General features: G+C 67.7%; 15 protein-coding genes. 9 read left to right on the plus strand and 6 right to left on the minus strand.

What is annotated here, in order from left to right; all coding sequences use genetic code 11:
- Positions 1–4: 4 nt before the first annotated feature.
- The 5 genes from ABC270_RS08170 to ABC270_RS08190 form a co-directional block, all read right to left on the minus strand.
- On the minus strand, positions 5–634 hold the full coding sequence (locus ABC270_RS08170) for a response regulator (RefSeq protein ID WP_412880320.1): 630 nt from the start codon (positions 632–634) through the stop codon (positions 5–7).
- The gene (locus ABC270_RS08175) at positions 631–1,923 is read right to left on the minus strand and encodes a sensor histidine kinase (protein WP_412880321.1); all 1,293 of its coding nucleotides are present in this window, start codon (positions 1,921–1,923) and stop codon (positions 631–633) included. Before ABC270_RS08175 ends, ABC270_RS08170 begins: the two co-directional genes overlap by 4 nt.
- A 53-nt stretch (positions 1,924–1,976) precedes the next feature.
- Positions 1,977–2,771, minus strand: a complete 795-nt coding sequence (locus ABC270_RS08180) for an ABC transporter permease (protein ID WP_412880322.1) — start codon at positions 2,769–2,771, stop codon at positions 1,977–1,979.
- Between the two features lie 2 nt (positions 2,772–2,773).
- Positions 2,774–3,610 carry an ABC transporter ATP-binding protein gene (locus ABC270_RS08185; RefSeq protein ID WP_412880323.1) on the minus strand — a complete coding sequence of 279 codons (837 nt, stop codon included), beginning with the start codon at positions 3,608–3,610 and terminating at the stop codon, positions 2,774–2,776.
- Positions 3,611–3,893: 283 nt separating this feature from the next.
- A complete protein-coding gene (locus tag ABC270_RS08190; protein ID WP_412880324.1) occupies positions 3,894–6,338 on the minus strand; it encodes an ATP-binding cassette domain-containing protein in 2,445 nt (814 codons plus the stop codon).
- Between the two features lie 258 nt (positions 6,339–6,596).
- Here ABC270_RS08190 and ABC270_RS08195 point away from each other — a divergent pair, with 258 nt between their 5' ends.
- The 7 genes from ABC270_RS08195 (at position 6,597) to ABC270_RS08225 (ending at position 11,513) form a co-directional block, all read left to right on the plus strand.
- Positions 6,597–6,878, plus strand: a complete 282-nt coding sequence (locus ABC270_RS08195; RefSeq protein ID WP_412880325.1) for a hypothetical protein — start codon at positions 6,597–6,599, stop codon at positions 6,876–6,878.
- On the plus strand, positions 6,875–8,611 hold the full coding sequence (locus ABC270_RS08200) for an alpha/beta hydrolase (RefSeq protein WP_412880326.1): 1,737 nt from the start codon (positions 6,875–6,877) through the stop codon (positions 8,609–8,611). Before ABC270_RS08195 ends, ABC270_RS08200 begins: the two co-directional genes overlap by 4 nt.
- An 86-nt stretch (positions 8,612–8,697) precedes the next feature.
- A complete protein-coding gene (locus ABC270_RS08205; RefSeq protein ID WP_412880327.1) occupies positions 8,698–9,081 on the plus strand; it encodes a hypothetical protein in 384 nt (127 codons plus the stop codon).
- A 100-nt stretch (positions 9,082–9,181) separates the two neighbouring features.
- Positions 9,182–9,592 carry a hypothetical protein gene (locus ABC270_RS08210; protein WP_412880328.1) on the plus strand — a complete coding sequence of 137 codons (411 nt, stop codon included), beginning with the start codon at positions 9,182–9,184 and terminating at the stop codon, positions 9,590–9,592.
- Positions 9,593–9,669: 77 nt separating this feature from the next.
- Positions 9,670–10,506, plus strand: a complete 837-nt coding sequence (locus tag ABC270_RS08215; protein ID WP_412880329.1) for a hypothetical protein — start codon at positions 9,670–9,672, stop codon at positions 10,504–10,506.
- Positions 10,507–10,516: 10 nt separating this feature from the next.
- Positions 10,517–10,831, plus strand: coding sequence for a hypothetical protein (locus ABC270_RS08220; RefSeq protein WP_412880330.1), 315 nt, complete (start codon positions 10,517–10,519; stop codon positions 10,829–10,831).
- A 172-nt stretch (positions 10,832–11,003) separates the two neighbouring features.
- Entirely contained in the window at positions 11,004–11,513 is a 510-nt protein-coding gene (locus ABC270_RS08225) for a DUF6998 domain-containing protein (RefSeq protein ID WP_412880331.1), read from the plus strand.
- Between the two features lie 12 nt (positions 11,514–11,525).
- On the opposite strand, the gene ABC270_RS08230 is transcribed toward ABC270_RS08225, so the two are convergent.
- Positions 11,526–13,649: a nuclease-related domain-containing DEAD/DEAH box helicase gene (locus ABC270_RS08230; RefSeq protein WP_412880332.1), complete on the minus strand. Its 2,124-nt coding sequence runs from the start codon at positions 13,647–13,649 to the stop codon at positions 11,526–11,528.
- A gap of 289 nt (positions 13,650–13,938) precedes the next feature.
- Here ABC270_RS08230 and ABC270_RS08235 point away from each other — a divergent pair, with 289 nt between their 5' ends.
- Both ABC270_RS08235 and ABC270_RS08240 read left to right on the plus strand, forming a co-directional pair.
- Positions 13,939–15,528, plus strand: coding sequence for an HsdM family class I SAM-dependent methyltransferase (locus ABC270_RS08235; RefSeq protein WP_412880333.1), 1,590 nt, complete (start codon positions 13,939–13,941; stop codon positions 15,526–15,528).
- Positions 15,528–16,481 carry a restriction endonuclease subunit S domain-containing protein gene (locus ABC270_RS08240; RefSeq protein WP_412880334.1) on the plus strand — a complete coding sequence of 318 codons (954 nt, stop codon included), beginning with the start codon at positions 15,528–15,530 and terminating at the stop codon, positions 16,479–16,481. Before ABC270_RS08235 ends, ABC270_RS08240 begins: the two co-directional genes overlap by 1 nt.
- Positions 16,482–16,513 lie beyond the last annotated feature (32 nt).

Below are 16,513 nucleotides of genomic sequence, written 5' to 3' on the forward strand. Positions count from 1 at the left end.
TCGTTCAGGGCAGGAGTCCGAGTTCCATCGCCCGGGTGACGGCTCGGGTGCGGTCGTTCACGCCGAGCTTGTCGAACACGTGCCCGAGGTGCGTCTTGACGGTGGTCTCGCTGAGGAAGAGCGCGCGGCCGATCGCCGGGTTCGAGTTGCCCTGTGCGACCAGCTGCAGAACCTCGAGCTCCCGCGGGGAGAGCGTCGGGCCGGCAGCGGGTGGCTTGCCCGCCGTCCGGCGCACGAGTGCGGCTGCGGCGGAGGGGGCGAGGGCGGTCTCTCCGCGCGCAGTTGCTCGGACCCCGGCGAGGATCTCGGACTCGGGCGCAGCTTTGAGCAGGTAGCCGGAGGCTCCAGCTTCGATCGCGGCGAGGATCTGGTCGTCGGTCTCGTACGTGGTGAGGATGAGCACGCGGATGGAGGAGTCCTGTTCGAGGATCAACGCCGTGGCTGCGTCGCCGTTCATGCCCGGCATGCGGAGGTCCATGAGGACGACGTCCGGCCGCTCAGCGAGGACGACCGAGATGGCTGCCCCACCATCAGCAGCCTGTCCGACCACCTCGACGTCCTCTGCGTCCTGGAGGAGTGCGATGATTCCGGCGCGCACGATCGGGTGGTCGTCTGCGACGACGACGCGGATCACCGGCGAACCCCGGTGGGCGAGGAGCGGACCGGACGGTGGGGCTCGGTCCCGTCGGACGGCGCGGCGGAGAGCGAGGTCATCGGCGATCCCGGGGTCGATCCCGGGGCGGTTTGCGATCCCGGGGTGGTCTGTGATCCCGGGGTGGTCTGGGGGAGGGTCACGGCGACGACGGTGCCGCGCCGTGGTGCGCTGGTGATCGTGCAGGTCCCGCCCGCGAGGGCGAGTCGCTCGCGGAGTCCGCGCAGCCCGTGGCCCGCGGTCGGGACGGTCGGGTCGAAGCCGACGCCGTCGTCCTCGATGCGCAGGCCGACCTGGTCGGCTGTCACGTGCAGTGCGACCTGCACCGAGGCGGCGTCGGCGTGCGCGCGGACGTTGGCCAGCGCCTCCTGGCCGGTGCGCAGCAGCACCACCTGTGTGTCGCGGTCGAGCGCGCAGTCCGGTGCGTCCACCGTGACCGGGATGCCGGTCTCACGGGTGAAGCGTTCGCCGAGGCGGTACAGGGCGGCGGCCAGTCCGTCGCCGGCGATGCCGGCCGAGCCGGCGGCGACGAGGGTGCGGGACTCCTCGAGGGCGGCGCGGGCGGAGTCCTCGAGGACGGTCAGGCGTTCGTCGAGTCGGTCGACGCGGTCGGCGGCGAGGTCGCCACGAGCACGTTCGGTGAGCATGACGATGCCCGCGAGGTTCTGGGCGACGGTGTCGTGGAGCTCGCGGGCGAGGCGTTCGCGTTCGCTCGTCACGCCGGCGCGACGGTGCGCCTCGGCGAGGGAGTCCTGCGTCGCACGGAGCTCGTCGATGAGCTGTCGGCGTTCGTCGGACAGCTCTGCGATGCGCGTGATCCACAGGCCGAGGGCGCAGGCGCCGACGACGCTGACCGCCTCGACGAGGAGGGTGCTCACGAGGCCGGTCGGACCGGAGGCGATCTGCAGGCCGATCCCGGACGCGACCCCGATCGCGAGCGACACGAGGATCGCGGGTCGGACGCGGTCGAGCTGGCACCACGCGACGGGGAAGAGCATGCACTGGATGAACGCCGTGGTGGGGACGACCGCCGGGAGGACGAGCGCCGCGACGACGAGCAGCGGGACGAAGCCGGCGGCGGCGCGAGGCGACCCGTAGCCGCGCCACCCGTACGCGAGGTAGGCGAGCGCGAGGACCGCGAGCACCAGGAACGCCGGCCAGCGGGTGTCCCACGGGGACCAGGCGAGGACGGCGATGACCGCCACGAGCGCGATCGTCACCCCGACGGCCACGTGGAGGCCCCAGTTGCGGTGCGCCGTGATCCGGTCCATCGACCCAGCATCCCACCCGCCGACGGCCCTGCGGGCGTTCCCCACGGCCGGCATCAGGCGTCCTTGCGGTTCCACCGGAACGTCAGGAGGCAGACGACGACACCGATGACCAGCCACGCTGCCAGGACGAGGGCTCCCCACCCGAGGTGCCATGCGCCTCCCGGCTCGGCCGACGCGAACTGGGACGGCAGGAACACCGACCGCATGCCCGACGCCATCCAGCGGAGCGCGAAGACGCTCGCGACGTCCTGCAGCCAGTCGGGCAGCTGCGTGAACGGCAGGTACACCCCGGAGATGAACTGCAGGACGAGGACGACGGGGACGATCGTGGCGGTTGCTCGGCGACCCTCGCGGGGGAGTGCCGAGATGGCGATGCCGAGGACGCTGCTCGTCGCGATGGACACGAGCATGATCCACGCGAAGGTCCACCACCGTCCGCCGTCCGTGGGCAGCTCGACGTCGAACACCAGGCGGGCGACGGCGAGCAGGATCGCGGTCTGCAGCACCGTGGTGGCGAGCACCATGCCGATCTTGCCGACGAAGTACGACAGCACGGGCAGGGGTGTTCCGCCGAGGCGCTTCAGGGTGCCGTCGCTCCGTTCGCCGGCGATGTCGACGCCGAGGGACTGCGTCCCGGAGAGCAGCACACCCGTCGCGACGAGACCGGGCAGGTAGTAGGTGGCGTAGTCGACGCTGACCCCTCGGCCAGCGCTGATGTCCGGCGCGCTGCTGAACGCGACGGAGAACAGGGCGAGCATGACGATGGGGAAGAGGAAGGTGAAGAACACCGCGTCGGGGGCGCGGAAGTACGAGCGGACCTCGTAGCGGATGCGGGCGAGCGCGAGCACGGTCAGGCCACCATCTCCAGGTAGACGTCCTCGAGGGACGGGCGGATCACCTCGAGGTCGGCGAACCCGTCCTCGGTTCGGGTGCGGATGAACGACACCGGGTCGCTCGTGCGTTCCTCGTGTCGGGTGCCGGCGGCGTCGCGCCACCGGACGATCGGGGTGCGGGCCTCGTGGCCGCCGATCTGGTCGATCGGGGCGATGTCGAGCAGCCGGCCGTTCGCGATCACCGCTGCCCGGTCGGCGAGGTGTGCGGCCTCGTCGAGGTAGTGCGTCGTCAGGAGCACGGTGGTGCCCTCGGCCTGCACGCGGCGGATCAGTGCCCAGAACCGGCGCCGGGCCTCTGGGTCGAAGCCGGTCGTCGGTTCGTCGAGGAACAGCACCTCCGGCCGGCCGATGATGCCGAGCGCGACGTCCACGCGCCGACGCTGACCTCCGCTCAATCGACTGATGCGGGCGTTCCGCTGCTCGGCGAGGCCGACGGCGTCGAGCAGCTCGTCGACGTCGCGGTGCCGCGGGTACAGCGTCGCGAAGTGCCGGAGCTGTTCGGCGACGGTGACGTTCGGGGACTCTGCGCTCGTCTGCAGCACGATGCCGACGCGGGCGTTGTGGCTGCGGCTCGCGTGGGCGGGGTCGTGACCGAGGACGCGGACCTCGCCGGCCGTGCGGGACCGGTACCCCTCGAGGATCTCGACGGTGGTGGACTTCCCGGCGCCGTTCGGTCCGAGCAGGGCGAAGGTCTCACCGGGAGCGATCGTGAACGACACGGCGTCGACGGCGACCGTGCCGGTGGCGTACTGCTTGCGGAGGTCGTGGACCTCGATGGCGGGGGTGTCGGGCATGGGTCCAGCCTGACGCGGTGGGGAGTCGGACCGGTTCGACCGGTCCGGCCGACCGGCATCCTCCGATCGGAGGATGCGCTCGCTCCGACTCGTGGCCGATCGGGTACTCGGTCCTCGGGGATCGCGCACCGCATCGGCCAACAGGACGATCGGGGATCCGCCCGGCGGGCGGATGGTGGCGGACGGGAGGCGCGTGGCGGGCTGGCACCGCTCCTCCCGGTCGACGGGTGGCGGACGGAAGGTGCGTGGCGGGCCGGTCTCGTGCCTCCAGGCCGGTGGGCGGTCAGGAGTCGACGGCGGACCGCAGGTACGGCGCGGTGCGACTGACGGCGGATGCCGCCACCTCGGCGGGGGTTCCCGCCGCGACGACGCGGCCGCCGTCGCCGCCACCTGCCGGCCCCATGTCCACGACGTGGTCCGCCTGCGCGACCACCGACATGACGTGCTCGACCACGACGACCGTGTTGCCCGCATCGGTGAGCTGCTGGAGCTGCGCCGTCAGCAGCTCGACGTCGGCCGGGTGCAGGCCGGTCGAGGGCTCGTCGAGCAGGTAGAGCGTGTGGCCCGAGCGTGCCCGTTGGAGTTCCGTGGCGAGCTTGATGCGCTGGGCCTCGCCTCCGGAGAGCTCCGGTGCGGGCTGGCCGAGCCGGAGGTAGCCGAGGCCGACGCTCTGGAGGGCGGTCAGTGCACGGACGGCGGCGGGCAGCTCGGCGAGTGTTTCGGCTGCCTCGTCCACGGTCATGCCGAGGACGTCGGCGATGCTCGATCCCGCACGGCGGACCTCGAGGGTCTCGGCGTTGTAGCGGGCGCCGTGGCACTCCGGGCACGGGGCCCAGCTGCCGGGGAGGAAGAGGAGTTCGACGGAGACCGAGCCCTCGCCCTGGCAGACCTCGCAGCGGCCGCCCTCGACGTTGAAGGAGAACCTCCCGGCGGTCCAGCCGCGTTGCTTCGCGTCCTCCGTCGCGGCGAAGGCCTGCCGGACCGCGTCGAACATGCCCGTGTAGGTCGCGAGGTTCGAGCGTGGGGTGCGACCGATCGGCTTCTGGTCGACCTCGACGACGCGGGCGATGAGCGGGTGGTGTTCCGCGACGGTGGGGAGGACGCCGCCGACGAGGGAGGACTTGCCCGAGCCGGACACGCCGGTGACCGCCGTCAGTACGCCGAGCGGGAGGTCGAGGTCGAGGTGGTCCAGGTTGTGGATGCTCGCGTGGCGGATCTCGAGGGTGTCGACGGGCGTCCGGGGCTGGCGCTGTGACCGCTCGCCGCCGGGGTGCAGGTAACGGCGCGTGATGCTCTCCTCGACGTCGGCGAGACCCTCCGGCGGACCGCTGTACAGCACACGGCCACCACCCGAGCCTGCGCCCGGTCCGACGTCGACGATCCAGTCCGCCCGCCGCACGATGTCCATGTCGTGCTCCACCACGAACACGCTGTTGCCTCCTGCGCGGAGGTCGTCGAGGACCTGCACGAGCGACTCCGTGTCCGCCGGGTGGAGACCCGCGCTCGGCTCGTCGAGGACGTACACCACGCCGAACAGCCCCGATCGCAGTTGCGTCGCGATCCGGAGCCGCTGCGTCTCGCCCGGCGACAGGGTCGGCGTCGCGCGGTCGAGCCCGAGGTACCCGAGTCCCAGACCGATCAGCACGTCGATGCGACCACCGAGGTCCTGCGTGATCGACTTCGCCACCTCCGAGCGCTCACCCGAGGTCACGGTGCTCTGCGCCGGCGTCGGGTCGGTCAGTTCGGCGGCAGGGCGGAGGACCTCGCGAAGCTCGCTCAGCGGCAGCGCGTTGAACTCCGCGATGCTCAGCCCGCCGAACGTCACCGCGAGGGCCGCCCGCGTCAGACCGGACCCGCCGCACAGCTGGCACGGGCCGGACTCCACGAACCGCAGGGCCTTGTTCCGCTGCGTCTCACTCTGCGAGTCGGCGAGGGTGTGCAGCGTGTACTGACGGGCGCTCCAGAACCTCCCCTTGTACGGCTTCGCCACGCGGTCACGCTTCGGGTGCACCTCGACGACCGGCTGCTCCTCGGTGAAGAGCAGCCAGTCGCGGTCGGCCCTCGGCAGGTCCCTCCACGGCCGGTCGATGTCGTACCCGAGGACCGCCGTCACATCGCGGAGGTTCTTGCCCTGCCAGGCGCCCGGCCACGCGGTGATCGCGCCCTCGCGGATGGACAGCGAGGGGTCGTGGACCGCCGAGGCCTCCGTCACCTCGTGCGCCGTGCCGAGGCCGTGACAGCGCGGACACGCCCCCGCCACGGTGTTCGGCGAGAACGAGTCGGAGTAGAGCTGCGTCGCGCCCTCGGGGTAGGTGCCGGCGCGCGAGTAAAGCATGCGGACCGAGTTGCTCAGCGTCGTCAGCGTGCCGACGGTCGAGCGGGTGCTCGGGGCGCCGCGCCGCTGCTGCAGGGCGACCGCCGGGGGCAGGCCCGTGATCTCGTCGACGTGGGGCGTGCTGCCCTGGGCGATCAGCCGCCGGGCGTACGGGGCGACGGACTCGAGGAAGCGGCGCTGGGCCTCGGCGAACACCGTGCCGAACGCGAGGCTCGACTTGCCTGAGCCGGAGATGCCCGTGAAGGCGACGATGCGGTCGCGGGGGATGTCGACGTCCACGTCGCGGAGGTTGTGTTCGCGGGCGCCGCGGACGCGGATGAAGCCGTCCGGGCTCGGGACCCTGTCTGCGGGAGCGGTGCTGCTGTCGGCTGGCTGGTCGTGCGGGGCGGGCATTCGTTCGAGCGTAGGCGGGGCGGCTGGGCGGCGTTCGGCGTGCGCGTTGCGTTCGCCGCGCGCGTTGCGTTCGCCGTGCGCGTTGCGTTCGCCGTTGCGCGTCGCGTTCGCAGCGGCGGTGCGTTCTCGGCGGACGGACTGGAGGCTCGGTGCCGGTCCGTCATCCACCGGGAGGTCGACTGTGGTTGCGCACAGCAACGATCGTGATATGTTGCCGGTGGGGGTCGTCGCGAGGGGCGCGACGACGGAAGGGGAGCGATGGCCGCGCTGAAGGTCTCGTACAGCACGCTCGACCAGGCGTTCGACGCGCTCGACGATGCGACGTCGACGTTCTCCACGGACTCGATGCCGTCCGACGGAGGATCCTTCGGCGCCGACGACGTCGCCCAGGCGTTCGCCGCCTTCCGTACCGCGCAGCAGCGGTCGGCCGCATGGCTCGCCGACACGAGCCGCACCCTCGCACAGTTCGCGCACGACACCAAGTCGCAGGTCGCCGACGCGGACCTCGACCTCGCGCGGAAGGCGGGGACGACGAAGTGACCGCCGACCCGTTCGCCGGCGACCCCGGCGCGGTCAAGAAGCTCTCGACCGCCCTCGCCGACCACCAGGACGACATCCGACGCGGCGCCACGAAGGTCGCGCGCACTGCCGACGACGCCGCCGACTGGACGGGTGCGTCGAAGGACCGCTTCGCCGCCACCGTCGGGACGATCCCGCCGGCCGCACAGCGGATCATCGGTCGGCTCGACGCCGCGATCGACGTGCTCGACAGCTACGCCGACACGGTGCAGCAGATCCGAGACGAAGCCGAGCGGATCCGGGCGTCGCAGCTGACGACCGCCATCGAAAGCGCGGCGAGCGTCCTCGCGCTCTCCACCGCGAAGACCGCCGCCTCGGCGAAGGACGCCACCGAGGCCGACGGCCGCCGAGCCCAACGACTGCAGTCCGACGCTGACGACCTCGCGGCTACCGCCACACGGCTGCAGGGGGAATGGGACGCGCTCGTCGAACGCCGGGCGGCCGCCGACCGGGCAGCGGCGTCGGGGCTGTCCGACACCGACGTCCTCGGTGTCGCGCCCTCGTACGCGGGCTCGCTCGGTGCGATGAGCGACGCAGACTTCCTCGCTGCGGTCGCCGAGATGCCGCCCGAGGTCCTCGCGGCCCAGGATCGGTCGGTCGCCGACCGCCTCGCAGGGATGCCACCCGAGACCGTGCAGGCGTGGTGGGACGGTCTCGGTGGCCGGGGGAGCGCCGGAGAACACTCGGCGGCGCAGGACGCGTTGATCACGGCGTTGCCGGCGGTCATCGGGAACCTCAACGGGGTGCCGTACTGGGCGCGGGACCAGGCGAACCGGTTGGCGGCGCAGCGGGCGTACGCGCAGGCGGAGGACGCGCTGCATGACGCGCAGGACAAGTACGCCAGTGCGGTCGGGCGGGCTGCGCAGGCTGCAGCGCAGCGGGAGTTGATCGCTGCGCAGGAGCGGTACGACCAGCTGAAGAACTTCGCCGCTGGCGCGCGCACCAAGCTCGACCTGATGGATCAGGTGCCCCGGCAGATGATGACGTTCCACGATGGCGCGCCTCCGCTCGGTGCTTTCTCCGTGGGCGACCTGGACTCGGTCGATGGGGTGTCGTTCCTCGTACCGGGAATGGGCTCGTCGCTCGCTGACACGACGCAGTACATGCGAGCCGGAGCGAACGTTCTGGCGACCCAACAGCAGAACGGTGCCGACACAGCCATCGTCTCGTGGATCGGTCACGAGGCCCCGCCGAACGCTGCGAGTACCGGTAACCTCGGCGTGCTGGGCGAGGCCTACGCGGAGCGGGGGGAATCGAAGCTCGCCTCCGACCTCGTTGCTTTCCGCGCGGTACGGCCCGACGCGCAGCTGAACGTGATCGCGCACTCGTACGGTTCCACGACGGCAGCACTCACGCTTGCTCGGAATCCCGATCTCGGAGTCCACTCGTTCGTCACTCTCGGCTCCGCCGGGATCCCGTCCTCCGTGCCGGACGCCGCAGCCACACACGCCGATCACATGTACGCGGCGCAGGCGGCGGAAAAGGGCGACGTCGCTTTCATCGGCCGGAAGTACAGCGTCCCACACCGGGCCAACCCCGCCGATGGCTTTGACGGGACGACGAGGATCGAGACGACCGGACCACACCGCGTGAACATCCACGGAATCACTGCCGGACAGGGGTCAGGAGATCGAGGGTACTTGGACGTCGGTACTTCTACGCTGTCTGATGTGGCGGAGGTGACGCAGCCGTGAATACTCAATGGAAGTCGGGGATCGTCATTGCCATGGGGACGCTTGTCGCTCTCGGCGTGTCGGCGTGTGCTGGAGGGGGCCAAACGATGCCGTCAACGAAGGAAGCCAAGGCCGCGGCGGTCGAGCTGCTGCGCAAGACAGAGGCCGTCGTTGACGTGCCGTGGCCTGAGACACCGGAGCCGTCCGCCGAGAAGTGCCCTGGCGGCGTCCGCTTCGGTTACTTCGTCGCGGTGAAGACCGAGGCGGACGCTCGCTCGGTGGCACGGACTCTCCAGCACCTCTGGAAGTCGGAGGGATTGACGGTCGAACCGTCACAGAAGGACTTTGGCGGCGAGGGCGGAACTCTGTACTCGGCAACTGCCGATGCCGACGGGGCCGCTGGCGCCGCCTACCAGGTGAATGCAAAGTCGATCATCGTGCGGATCACCTCGCCCTGCGCCGTCGGCTCCGTCGACGACTACGACGAATGATGCGGGCGCCATGAGACATCCTGGTAGAGCCGCCGCATCGCTGGGCGGCACGATCGCCGTCGTGCTCGCTGGGTGCGGGACGACGAGAGCAGAGAACACGATGACGATCGACGAAGCACGCTCGCAAGCGGTCACCGAACTCAGGTCCGTTCTGGAGCTCGCTCCTGACGTCTGGCCCCAGGACGTTCCGACCCCGGTCGCCAACGGCTGTCGGCTCGACGGGGAGAAGGCGGTGCAGTTCAGTTACTACGTCGAGGTCGTCGACCCGACTGACCCGCAGTCGCTCGTCGAGCAGGCGAGCGAACACTGGACCAAGCAGGGGTACGAGGTCTCGAAGACGCAGACCGAGATGGACGCCGAGACCGGTGACGTCTATGCCGTGGTCGCCCGCGCCCGCGCCCGCGCCCGCGCCCACGACAAGCCGCGCGCCTCGATCGCCGCGACGAAGATTCGTGCACACGTCAACGTCGACTCTGCCTGTGTCGTCGGTGATCCTGACAATTACCGCTAGTGGTCATCCCACGCCAGGGCTCCGCGTCAGGAACTGCCGACCGGTGGAGCCTTCATCAGCGATGAAGACAAGACATCATGACTGAAGACTTCCCCGCCTCGAGCGGGCTCCCTGCCAACGCCGATCAACCGGTGAAGGACTCGTCCGAGAACGAGTCTCCCCCGAAGCGGGATGACGGAGTCCCCTGGATCATGGGTAGCGCGCTCGGCTTGTTCATCGGATGGGTCTTCGCACTCGGAGCCATGGCGAACTCCTCGCTCGGAGTCTCCGACGATCGACTGTCCAACGAGGAGGTGCTCGCGTGGTTCACAGCGGCCACGGTGCTGGCACTCGGTCCTCCCGCCATTGGATGCGTCGTGCTCTCCAGGCGTCGGCGCCGATCCGGCGGAGTGACGTGGACCGGATTCGTCGCATGCGCCATCCTCTTCTCGTTCGGCTCCGTCACCTTGCTTTGGCCGACGATCGATCAGGCCCGGTCAGCCATCACCACGGCGGTGAAGCGCGCCCAGCCGCCCACAGCACTGGAACGGAGTCGGACGCTTGCCGAAGCGAAGGCAGAAGTCGCCGAGACGGCCACGGAAGCCTTCGCGAGCATCGACCGCACCATCCTGGAGGACTCGCGCACACTACGCAGCGATGACTGCACTTTGAGCAATCTCGGGCCGGGGGAGCGAGCGGTCTTCCAGGCTGAGAGCGCACCTCGGTCGGACGAATTACGAGACTCGTCCGAGGAGCGTGGACAGCTGCTCATGAAGAATGCCATCGCTTTCTGGGAGCAACACGGCTTGGTCGTCGAATCATCCTTCGGACACGACGGTGTCTACATGAGTGACGGCCCCGGAGCGATATCGACCGTGATCATCGGCCGCGAGGGCGCCGTTGTGACGATTCAGAGCGCCTGTTTCGCGAAATGAAAGGAAAACCGTGACCGATGATTCGACCTCGGGCCCTGTGAGCGTGTGGCTCTGCTGGGCGGCGATCGCGATCGCATCTGTCTGCACGCTCAATCTGGTCCTGAGTGGAGCGCTCTTGCCGTTCGAGGTGATCGGCCAGGTGTCGTTCTTCGGGATCATTCCTGCTTTCTTCTTGGCGTTGTTTCTCTTGCTCTGGGTTGGGCGGCAGGGGCATCGGACGGTGCGGAGATGGGCGATCGCAGTGGGGTGCGTGCTCGCGGCGTCCCCGCTGCTGATGATCAGCCTCGTCACCGCGCGGAACACGGTCCTCGACTTGCTTCGTTGATCGGCAGCGCGTACTTGCTGCGATACGGCTCGATGTCGACCAGGAGGCGCGTGGCTGATCCGAGCGGCGCTTGCCGACCGCCTGCGGTTCGGTGATCAAGCGGTGTGCTCGCTCGGTCCACGGATGCTTGGCCGAGACTGCGAGCCCAGCACGCCAGCCGTAAAGTGCTGTCGTGAAGTCGCCTGTGCTCCCTTTCGACACCGCCGACCTCTCCGTCCGGCAGTTGCTCGCCGCATCGGTCGCGGTGATCGACGAGCTCCTCCGGCGCGGATTCGTCCGGACCCGGAACGCGCCAGTCGGTGACCTCGCCGAGACCATCGCACTCCGCGCGTACGGCGGCGTGCTCGCGCCGAACTCCGAGAAGAGCTACGACCTGCTCACGGAGGACGGCAGCAGGGTTCAGGTCAAGGCTCGCTTGGTCGATCCCGCAGATCGGCGCTTGCAACAGTTCTCGGCGTTCCGATCATGGGACTTCGACCTCGCGGTCTTCGTGCTGCTCGACGCGCGGACCTACGACATCATCTGGGCGCGGGAGCTCACGCGCATCGAGACGCAGCAGCTCGGGAGGCGCGTCGAGCACATCAATGCATCGGCCGTCCTCGTGCGTCAGGTCGCGGCCGCTGGTCGAGACGTGTCGCAGGCCATGGTCGAGGCGTTCGACAGCCTGGACGAGCCCGCCTGAGACGTGGAGCGCTCAGCGACCGCTCGCCGCACCACTACGAACGCCGACCCACAGCCCGTCCCGCGCTCGCGTCATCCCGACGTACAACTCGCGCCGGCCCCGCTCTCGCCGCTCCCGATCCGTCTCGGACGATTCAACCGTCACCGGATCGAGCAGCCGACGATCGACGTGCGCCAATAACACCTGCTTGAACTCGAGCCCCTTCGCCCGCTTCACGGTGCCGACCCGCACGGTCCCGGAGGTTCTGCCCGAGTACTCGTCGAGCATGATCACCGGGACACCAGCGTCGCATAGGACGCTCCGGACGTCGTCCGCCTGCCGGTTCGTCGACGTGAGGATCCCCACGTCGCCGTACCCCGTCCCGATCAGCCGCAGCACCTCGCTCAGCTGCGCGAGCATCGAACGGTCGTGCTCGGCCCGGCTCGAGAAGCGGTGGAACGCTGGCGCCGGCCCGGAGCGCGAGATCGCTGACACCGCGTCGCCGACGCCGTCCACGCCCTCGATGTCGACGAAATGGTCGTCCGCCACCATCTCCTTCGCGAACTCGAGGATCTCCGCCGTGTTGCGGTGGTTCAAGTCGAGCACGACACCGCGGCCGGACAGGCTGATCCCGACCTCGCCGAGCGTGTAGCCGCCCGGGTAGATGGTCTGCTGGCCGTCCCCGATGAGCGTCAGCCCGTCGGCGCGATCCCCGACGAGGTGGTGCATCAGCGAGACCATCGCGCACGACAGGTCCTGCGCCTCGTCGACGATCACCGCGTCGTACCGCTCGAGCGGCACCGCCGTAACCGCGTCGCGCGCGAGCAGGACGATGTCCTCCCAGTCGTGCGCGCGCCGCTCGCGCAGCCCGCGTGAGTACGCCTCGTAGAGGTCCCACACCGCCTGCCGCGTCTCCACGGGCAGCGCGTGCTTGCGCCCGACGCGCGCCAGATCCGCGTACTCGTCGAAGCGCGTCAGGCCGCGCCCCTTGATGACGTGCTTGATCTCGTCCTCCCAGTAGGAGCGCGAGAAACGCGAGGACCGCAGTGGGCTGGAGGCGCGGATCGCGTTCCAGGCCTCGTCGAACGCGAGTCGCGCCTCCCGTCCGGGCACGCGGAACGCGATCCCGCGTTCCTTCAGCAGGCGCGTGGCGAACGCATGGACGCCGACGAAGTCGACGCGGCCGACCATGTCGGGCGCGAGGCGCTCCAGGAGCGACTCGAGGACCTTCGGCAGGGTTCCGATGTAGGTGGTGAAGAGGACGCGGCCGCCGGTCGAGCGTGCGAGGTAGGCGGCGCGGTGAAGGCCGACGACGGTCTTGCCGGTGCCGGCGGCGCCGCGGATGCGCGCCGGGCCGTTGAAGTTGCGGCGGACGAGCTTGGCCTGGGTGGGGTCGAGGAAGGCCATCCAGTCCTCGATGGGTGCCTCGAGGACGCCGTCGAGGAGCTGGTCCGTGAGCTCGTCGCCGAGCGTGGGGATCGCAGGCGCAGGCGCTGGCGTCGGCGTCGGCGCGGGTTCGCGGGGGAGGACTGCCGCGGGCACGACGATCTGCGGCTGCACCGTTGCGTCCTCGCCGATCACGGGGAAGTGGGTGAGCATCGCGGCGAGGACTTCGTCGACGCGTGACGCCGAGAGCCGGGCGCCGCGCTTGGTGATGTGACCGACGAGGTCGTGCGTGCCGATGACGTCGACGGAGGCGACACTAGCGTGCACGCGCTTTTGGCCAGCGAGTGCAGCGACGGCGTGGACCTCGCCTGGTGCGAGCCCGATGTCCGCGAGGGCGGCCTCGGTGCTGTACGCGAGGTCGGCGAGGCGGGCGATGTCGTCGGTGTTGTCCTCCTGGCCGCGGGTGATGCGGTCGCCGTGGACCGCGACCTCGCGCCAGGCCTTCGTGTCGACGATGAAGACGCCGGCGCGGCCGACGACGACCATGTCCACCTGGGCGGTACGGCTGCCGGGCCAGCGGCGGTCGGCGAGGAGGTGGTAGCCGATGCCGGCGAGTGGGGCGAGGAGTTGGGCGGTCTCGCTCTCGGTGCGTTCGGCGATCTCGAAGCGTGCGGCGCGTTGTTCAGCGTCGTGGGCCTGACGTCGGAGTTCCTGTGCGTGGCTGCGTTGCCGGCGTGCTTCGACGCCTGCGGATTCTCCGGCGATCGTCATGGTGTTTCCCTCGGGAGTCCCTGGTCCTCGGTGCCGCTCGTCGTCCCCGGGACGAGTGGTGTTGAACCATCCTCGTGGGTGAAGAGAGCGGGCCGGGAGTACCCTTTGTGGGGTCATGAACGAAGTCGAGGCGAGTCAGCCGGGGTCCGTCCTCCGGTGGCAGTGGACCGCAGCGGGTGAGTAGGCAGCGACCTTTGGCCCCCGACCGCCCCACTTAACGACATTGTCGGTCGCGCATACAGCCCGGCGAGTGCAGCCAGTGTCGTGAGTCAGCCCTAAGCTACCGGTCATGCCTCAGAACGTCGCGCAGACATCTTCAGGTCCCGAGCATGTGCAGGTACGACAGCCCGCGATCGACGCTCTCCTAGCGGCGGGGTGGAACGCGGAGCAGCTCCAATGGCAGCCCGAGTGGCGGGTCCCGAAGACTCCTCACGACGCCGCTAAACGCGAGCGCGGCGCGGCCTTCGATGGGTGGCCCGTGGACCTCGTGCTGTTTGACGACGTCCGGGGCGCCGGCGATTGGAGACATGCGGCTGTCATCTGCGAATTCAAGCAACCCAACCTCCACGACGGTATTTCTCAACTTGAGATATATCTTCAGCGCGAGCCGCGCGCTAAGCTCGGATTCTGGTCGAATGGCACAAGACAGGTACGGGTTTACAAGCTCCCCGACGGAAATTTCGCGCACGAGATTGGTAAAGGGCTACCGAAGCCGCAGGAGCAGCTTGAGCGCTCTGCCCTAAAGCCTATCACGTATGAAGATTTGCGTGTTCCAACCGTTCGAGAGCTCACATCAACCTTCAAAAGGCTGCTTGACGTAGTTGTATCTCGCGATAGTCGTGCCACACGTTCTGAGAACCAATTGGACCAGCTCTGCAACATGCTGCTCCTTAAGCTCGAGTCGGACACTAATGCAGAGTTGCAACCAGGCGAAGACGTAGAGTTTCAGCTCCCGGTGACGCATGCCATCGGCGCCGCTCAGCTCATTCGCGCACATTTCAAGCAACTGGTTCTAATGAGGCCGGAGGTTTTTGCAGAATTTGACGGAAGCGAACTGCTTCTCGACGACCACACGATAACCGACATCGTATACGAGCTATCAGGGCTCAATTTGATCAAAGTCGGATCGGACGCTATTGCAACCGCGTTCCAAGTTTTCCGCCGCGCAAACCTGAAAGCTGGCGACGGGCAGTATTTCACTCCTCAGCGCGTGGTATCTGCTGCGGTGCAGCTCATGGATCTGCAGCCCACAGATAGGATAATTGATCCCGCTTGCGGCACTGGTGGCTTCCTCGTCGAAGCATTCATGGCGATGCAAAAGCGTGCAGAAGCGAGCTCGGGGGAGGCCGCGGCGAGGACGTGGGCGCACCGTCAAGTGTTTGGGGTGGACAAAGACGGAATTAATATCAAACTCGCGCGTGCGATTATGGTGAGTCTCGGCGATGGATCGGTGAATATTCACACGGGTGATTCTCTTAGCGAGGACCGCTGGGCGGTTGACTATCCCCACCTGCCAAGAGTCCTAGCGGATGGATCCTTCACGGTAGTTTTAACCAACCCGCCCTTCGGAATTAATCTGAAGTACGACAAACGTGATGCACGCCGTAATCGTTATAGTCTCGCCCAGAAGGGTGGTGAGAACTATGCGGATGTCGAACTGGGGCTGATCTTTTTGGAGCGCGCGTATCGCCTTCTCATGACCGGAGGACGCCTCGGTATCATATTGCCTGAAAGCTACTTCTTCTCGAGCACATACGAATGGCTCGCACTGTGGATACGCGAACGCTTCATCATGAGGGGCGCTCTGAATATCCCAATGGAAGCCTTTCAAGGGTTTTGCCGCGCGAAGACCAATTTTTACGTGATGGAGAAGCGCTGATGGTTTATCGCCCCAAATGGTTCAGAGACGACCAAGTCTTCATTTCCTATGCTCCTACTGTCGGCATCAATAAGGACGGAGCAGACCTCTTTGTCGTGGATGCCGAGACCGGCGCAAGGACAGCCGACATCGATAATGCACTCGAGCGCGACGTGGAAGCGCTGCTCTCTGACGAATCGGGCCCCACCAGTACGTGGATCTCCGCTGACTCTCTCGGTGAGCGCCTGCAGGCCGTTCCTAAATACTTCGACACTCGTGCCTCAGACCTGCTGCAAACTTTGCTCGATACCGATGAGGCCTTCGCCGGCTACCAACGCAGGTCGCTTGCCGAGTTAATTGCGGACGGAGCGGTGACCTGGAGAGTCGGCCATGGGAGCCCCTCGGCTGACCTCCGTGCCGGCGAGGTGCCTTACATAAAAGTGTCCGATCTTCGAGCGGGTCAAGTTAATATCAACCCTACAAATCGGGTGTCCGAACCTGTTGCGAAGAGGTTTTGGCGAGGTAGTCAGTCGGGCCTTAAATCGTTTGACCTCCTGACTCCTATGCGCGCAAGCAAAAACATCGGAGAATTCTCCGTACTCATGCCGGGACAGGAAGGTGTGGTTCTCACGAAAGAGATACTGGTTCTCCGCGCGCAATCGCAGCTTTTCGACAACTTTTATCTACTTTGGGCGCTTTCACTGACTGCGGTTCGCCGGCAGTGGGATCGAATCGTTTTTATGCAAACCAACCGTGAAGACGTTGGGAAGCGATTCCTCGAGTTGGAGCTGCCCGTCCCGCCGCACCGTCAGGCGGCGGAGAGAGCTTCTCAGCTTTTTCGGGACTACTACCTGGGGCTGCAAGAGCTTAGGGAACGCTTTGTTTCAGGATTAGCAGAATCGCAGCTCCACCACATTCACCTCGCCGCTGACGCGGCATCGCTGGTTAAAGTCGAAGACTCACCTCAATCTTGATAGGATTATAGAGATGGCTCCTTGCTCGAGTC

It is taken from the genome of Curtobacterium phoenicis (assembly GCF_047238015.1).
GTDB lineage: Bacteria > Actinomycetota > Actinomycetes > Actinomycetales > Microbacteriaceae > Curtobacterium.

Excerpts from the sequence above, each read along its gene's own strand:
- ABC270_RS08175 (WP_412880321.1), bottom strand. The coding sequence starts at position 1,923 with ATGGACCGGATCACGGCGCACCGCAACTGGGGCCTCCACGTGGCCGTC.
- ABC270_RS08185 (WP_412880323.1), bottom strand. The coding sequence starts at position 3,610 with ATGCCCGACACCCCCGCCATCGAGGTCCACGACCTCCGCAAGCAGTAC.
- ABC270_RS08190 (WP_412880324.1), bottom strand. The coding sequence starts at position 6,338 with ATGCCCGCCCCGCACGACCAGCCAGCCGACAGCAGCACCGCTCCCGCA.
- ABC270_RS08195 (WP_412880325.1), top strand. The coding sequence starts at position 6,597 with ATGGCCGCGCTGAAGGTCTCGTACAGCACGCTCGACCAGGCGTTCGAC.
- ABC270_RS08205 (WP_412880327.1), top strand. The coding sequence starts at position 8,698 with ATGCCGTCAACGAAGGAAGCCAAGGCCGCGGCGGTCGAGCTGCTGCGC.
- ABC270_RS08210 (WP_412880328.1), top strand. The coding sequence starts at position 9,182 with ATGACGATCGACGAAGCACGCTCGCAAGCGGTCACCGAACTCAGGTCC.
- ABC270_RS08215 (WP_412880329.1), top strand. The coding sequence starts at position 9,670 with ATGACTGAAGACTTCCCCGCCTCGAGCGGGCTCCCTGCCAACGCCGAT.
- ABC270_RS08230 (WP_412880332.1), bottom strand. The coding sequence starts at position 13,649 with ATGACGATCGCCGGAGAATCCGCAGGCGTCGAAGCACGCCGGCAACGC.
- ABC270_RS08235 (WP_412880333.1), top strand. The coding sequence starts at position 13,939 with ATGCCTCAGAACGTCGCGCAGACATCTTCAGGTCCCGAGCATGTGCAG.
- ABC270_RS08240 (WP_412880334.1), top strand. The coding sequence starts at position 15,528 with ATGGTTTATCGCCCCAAATGGTTCAGAGACGACCAAGTCTTCATTTCC.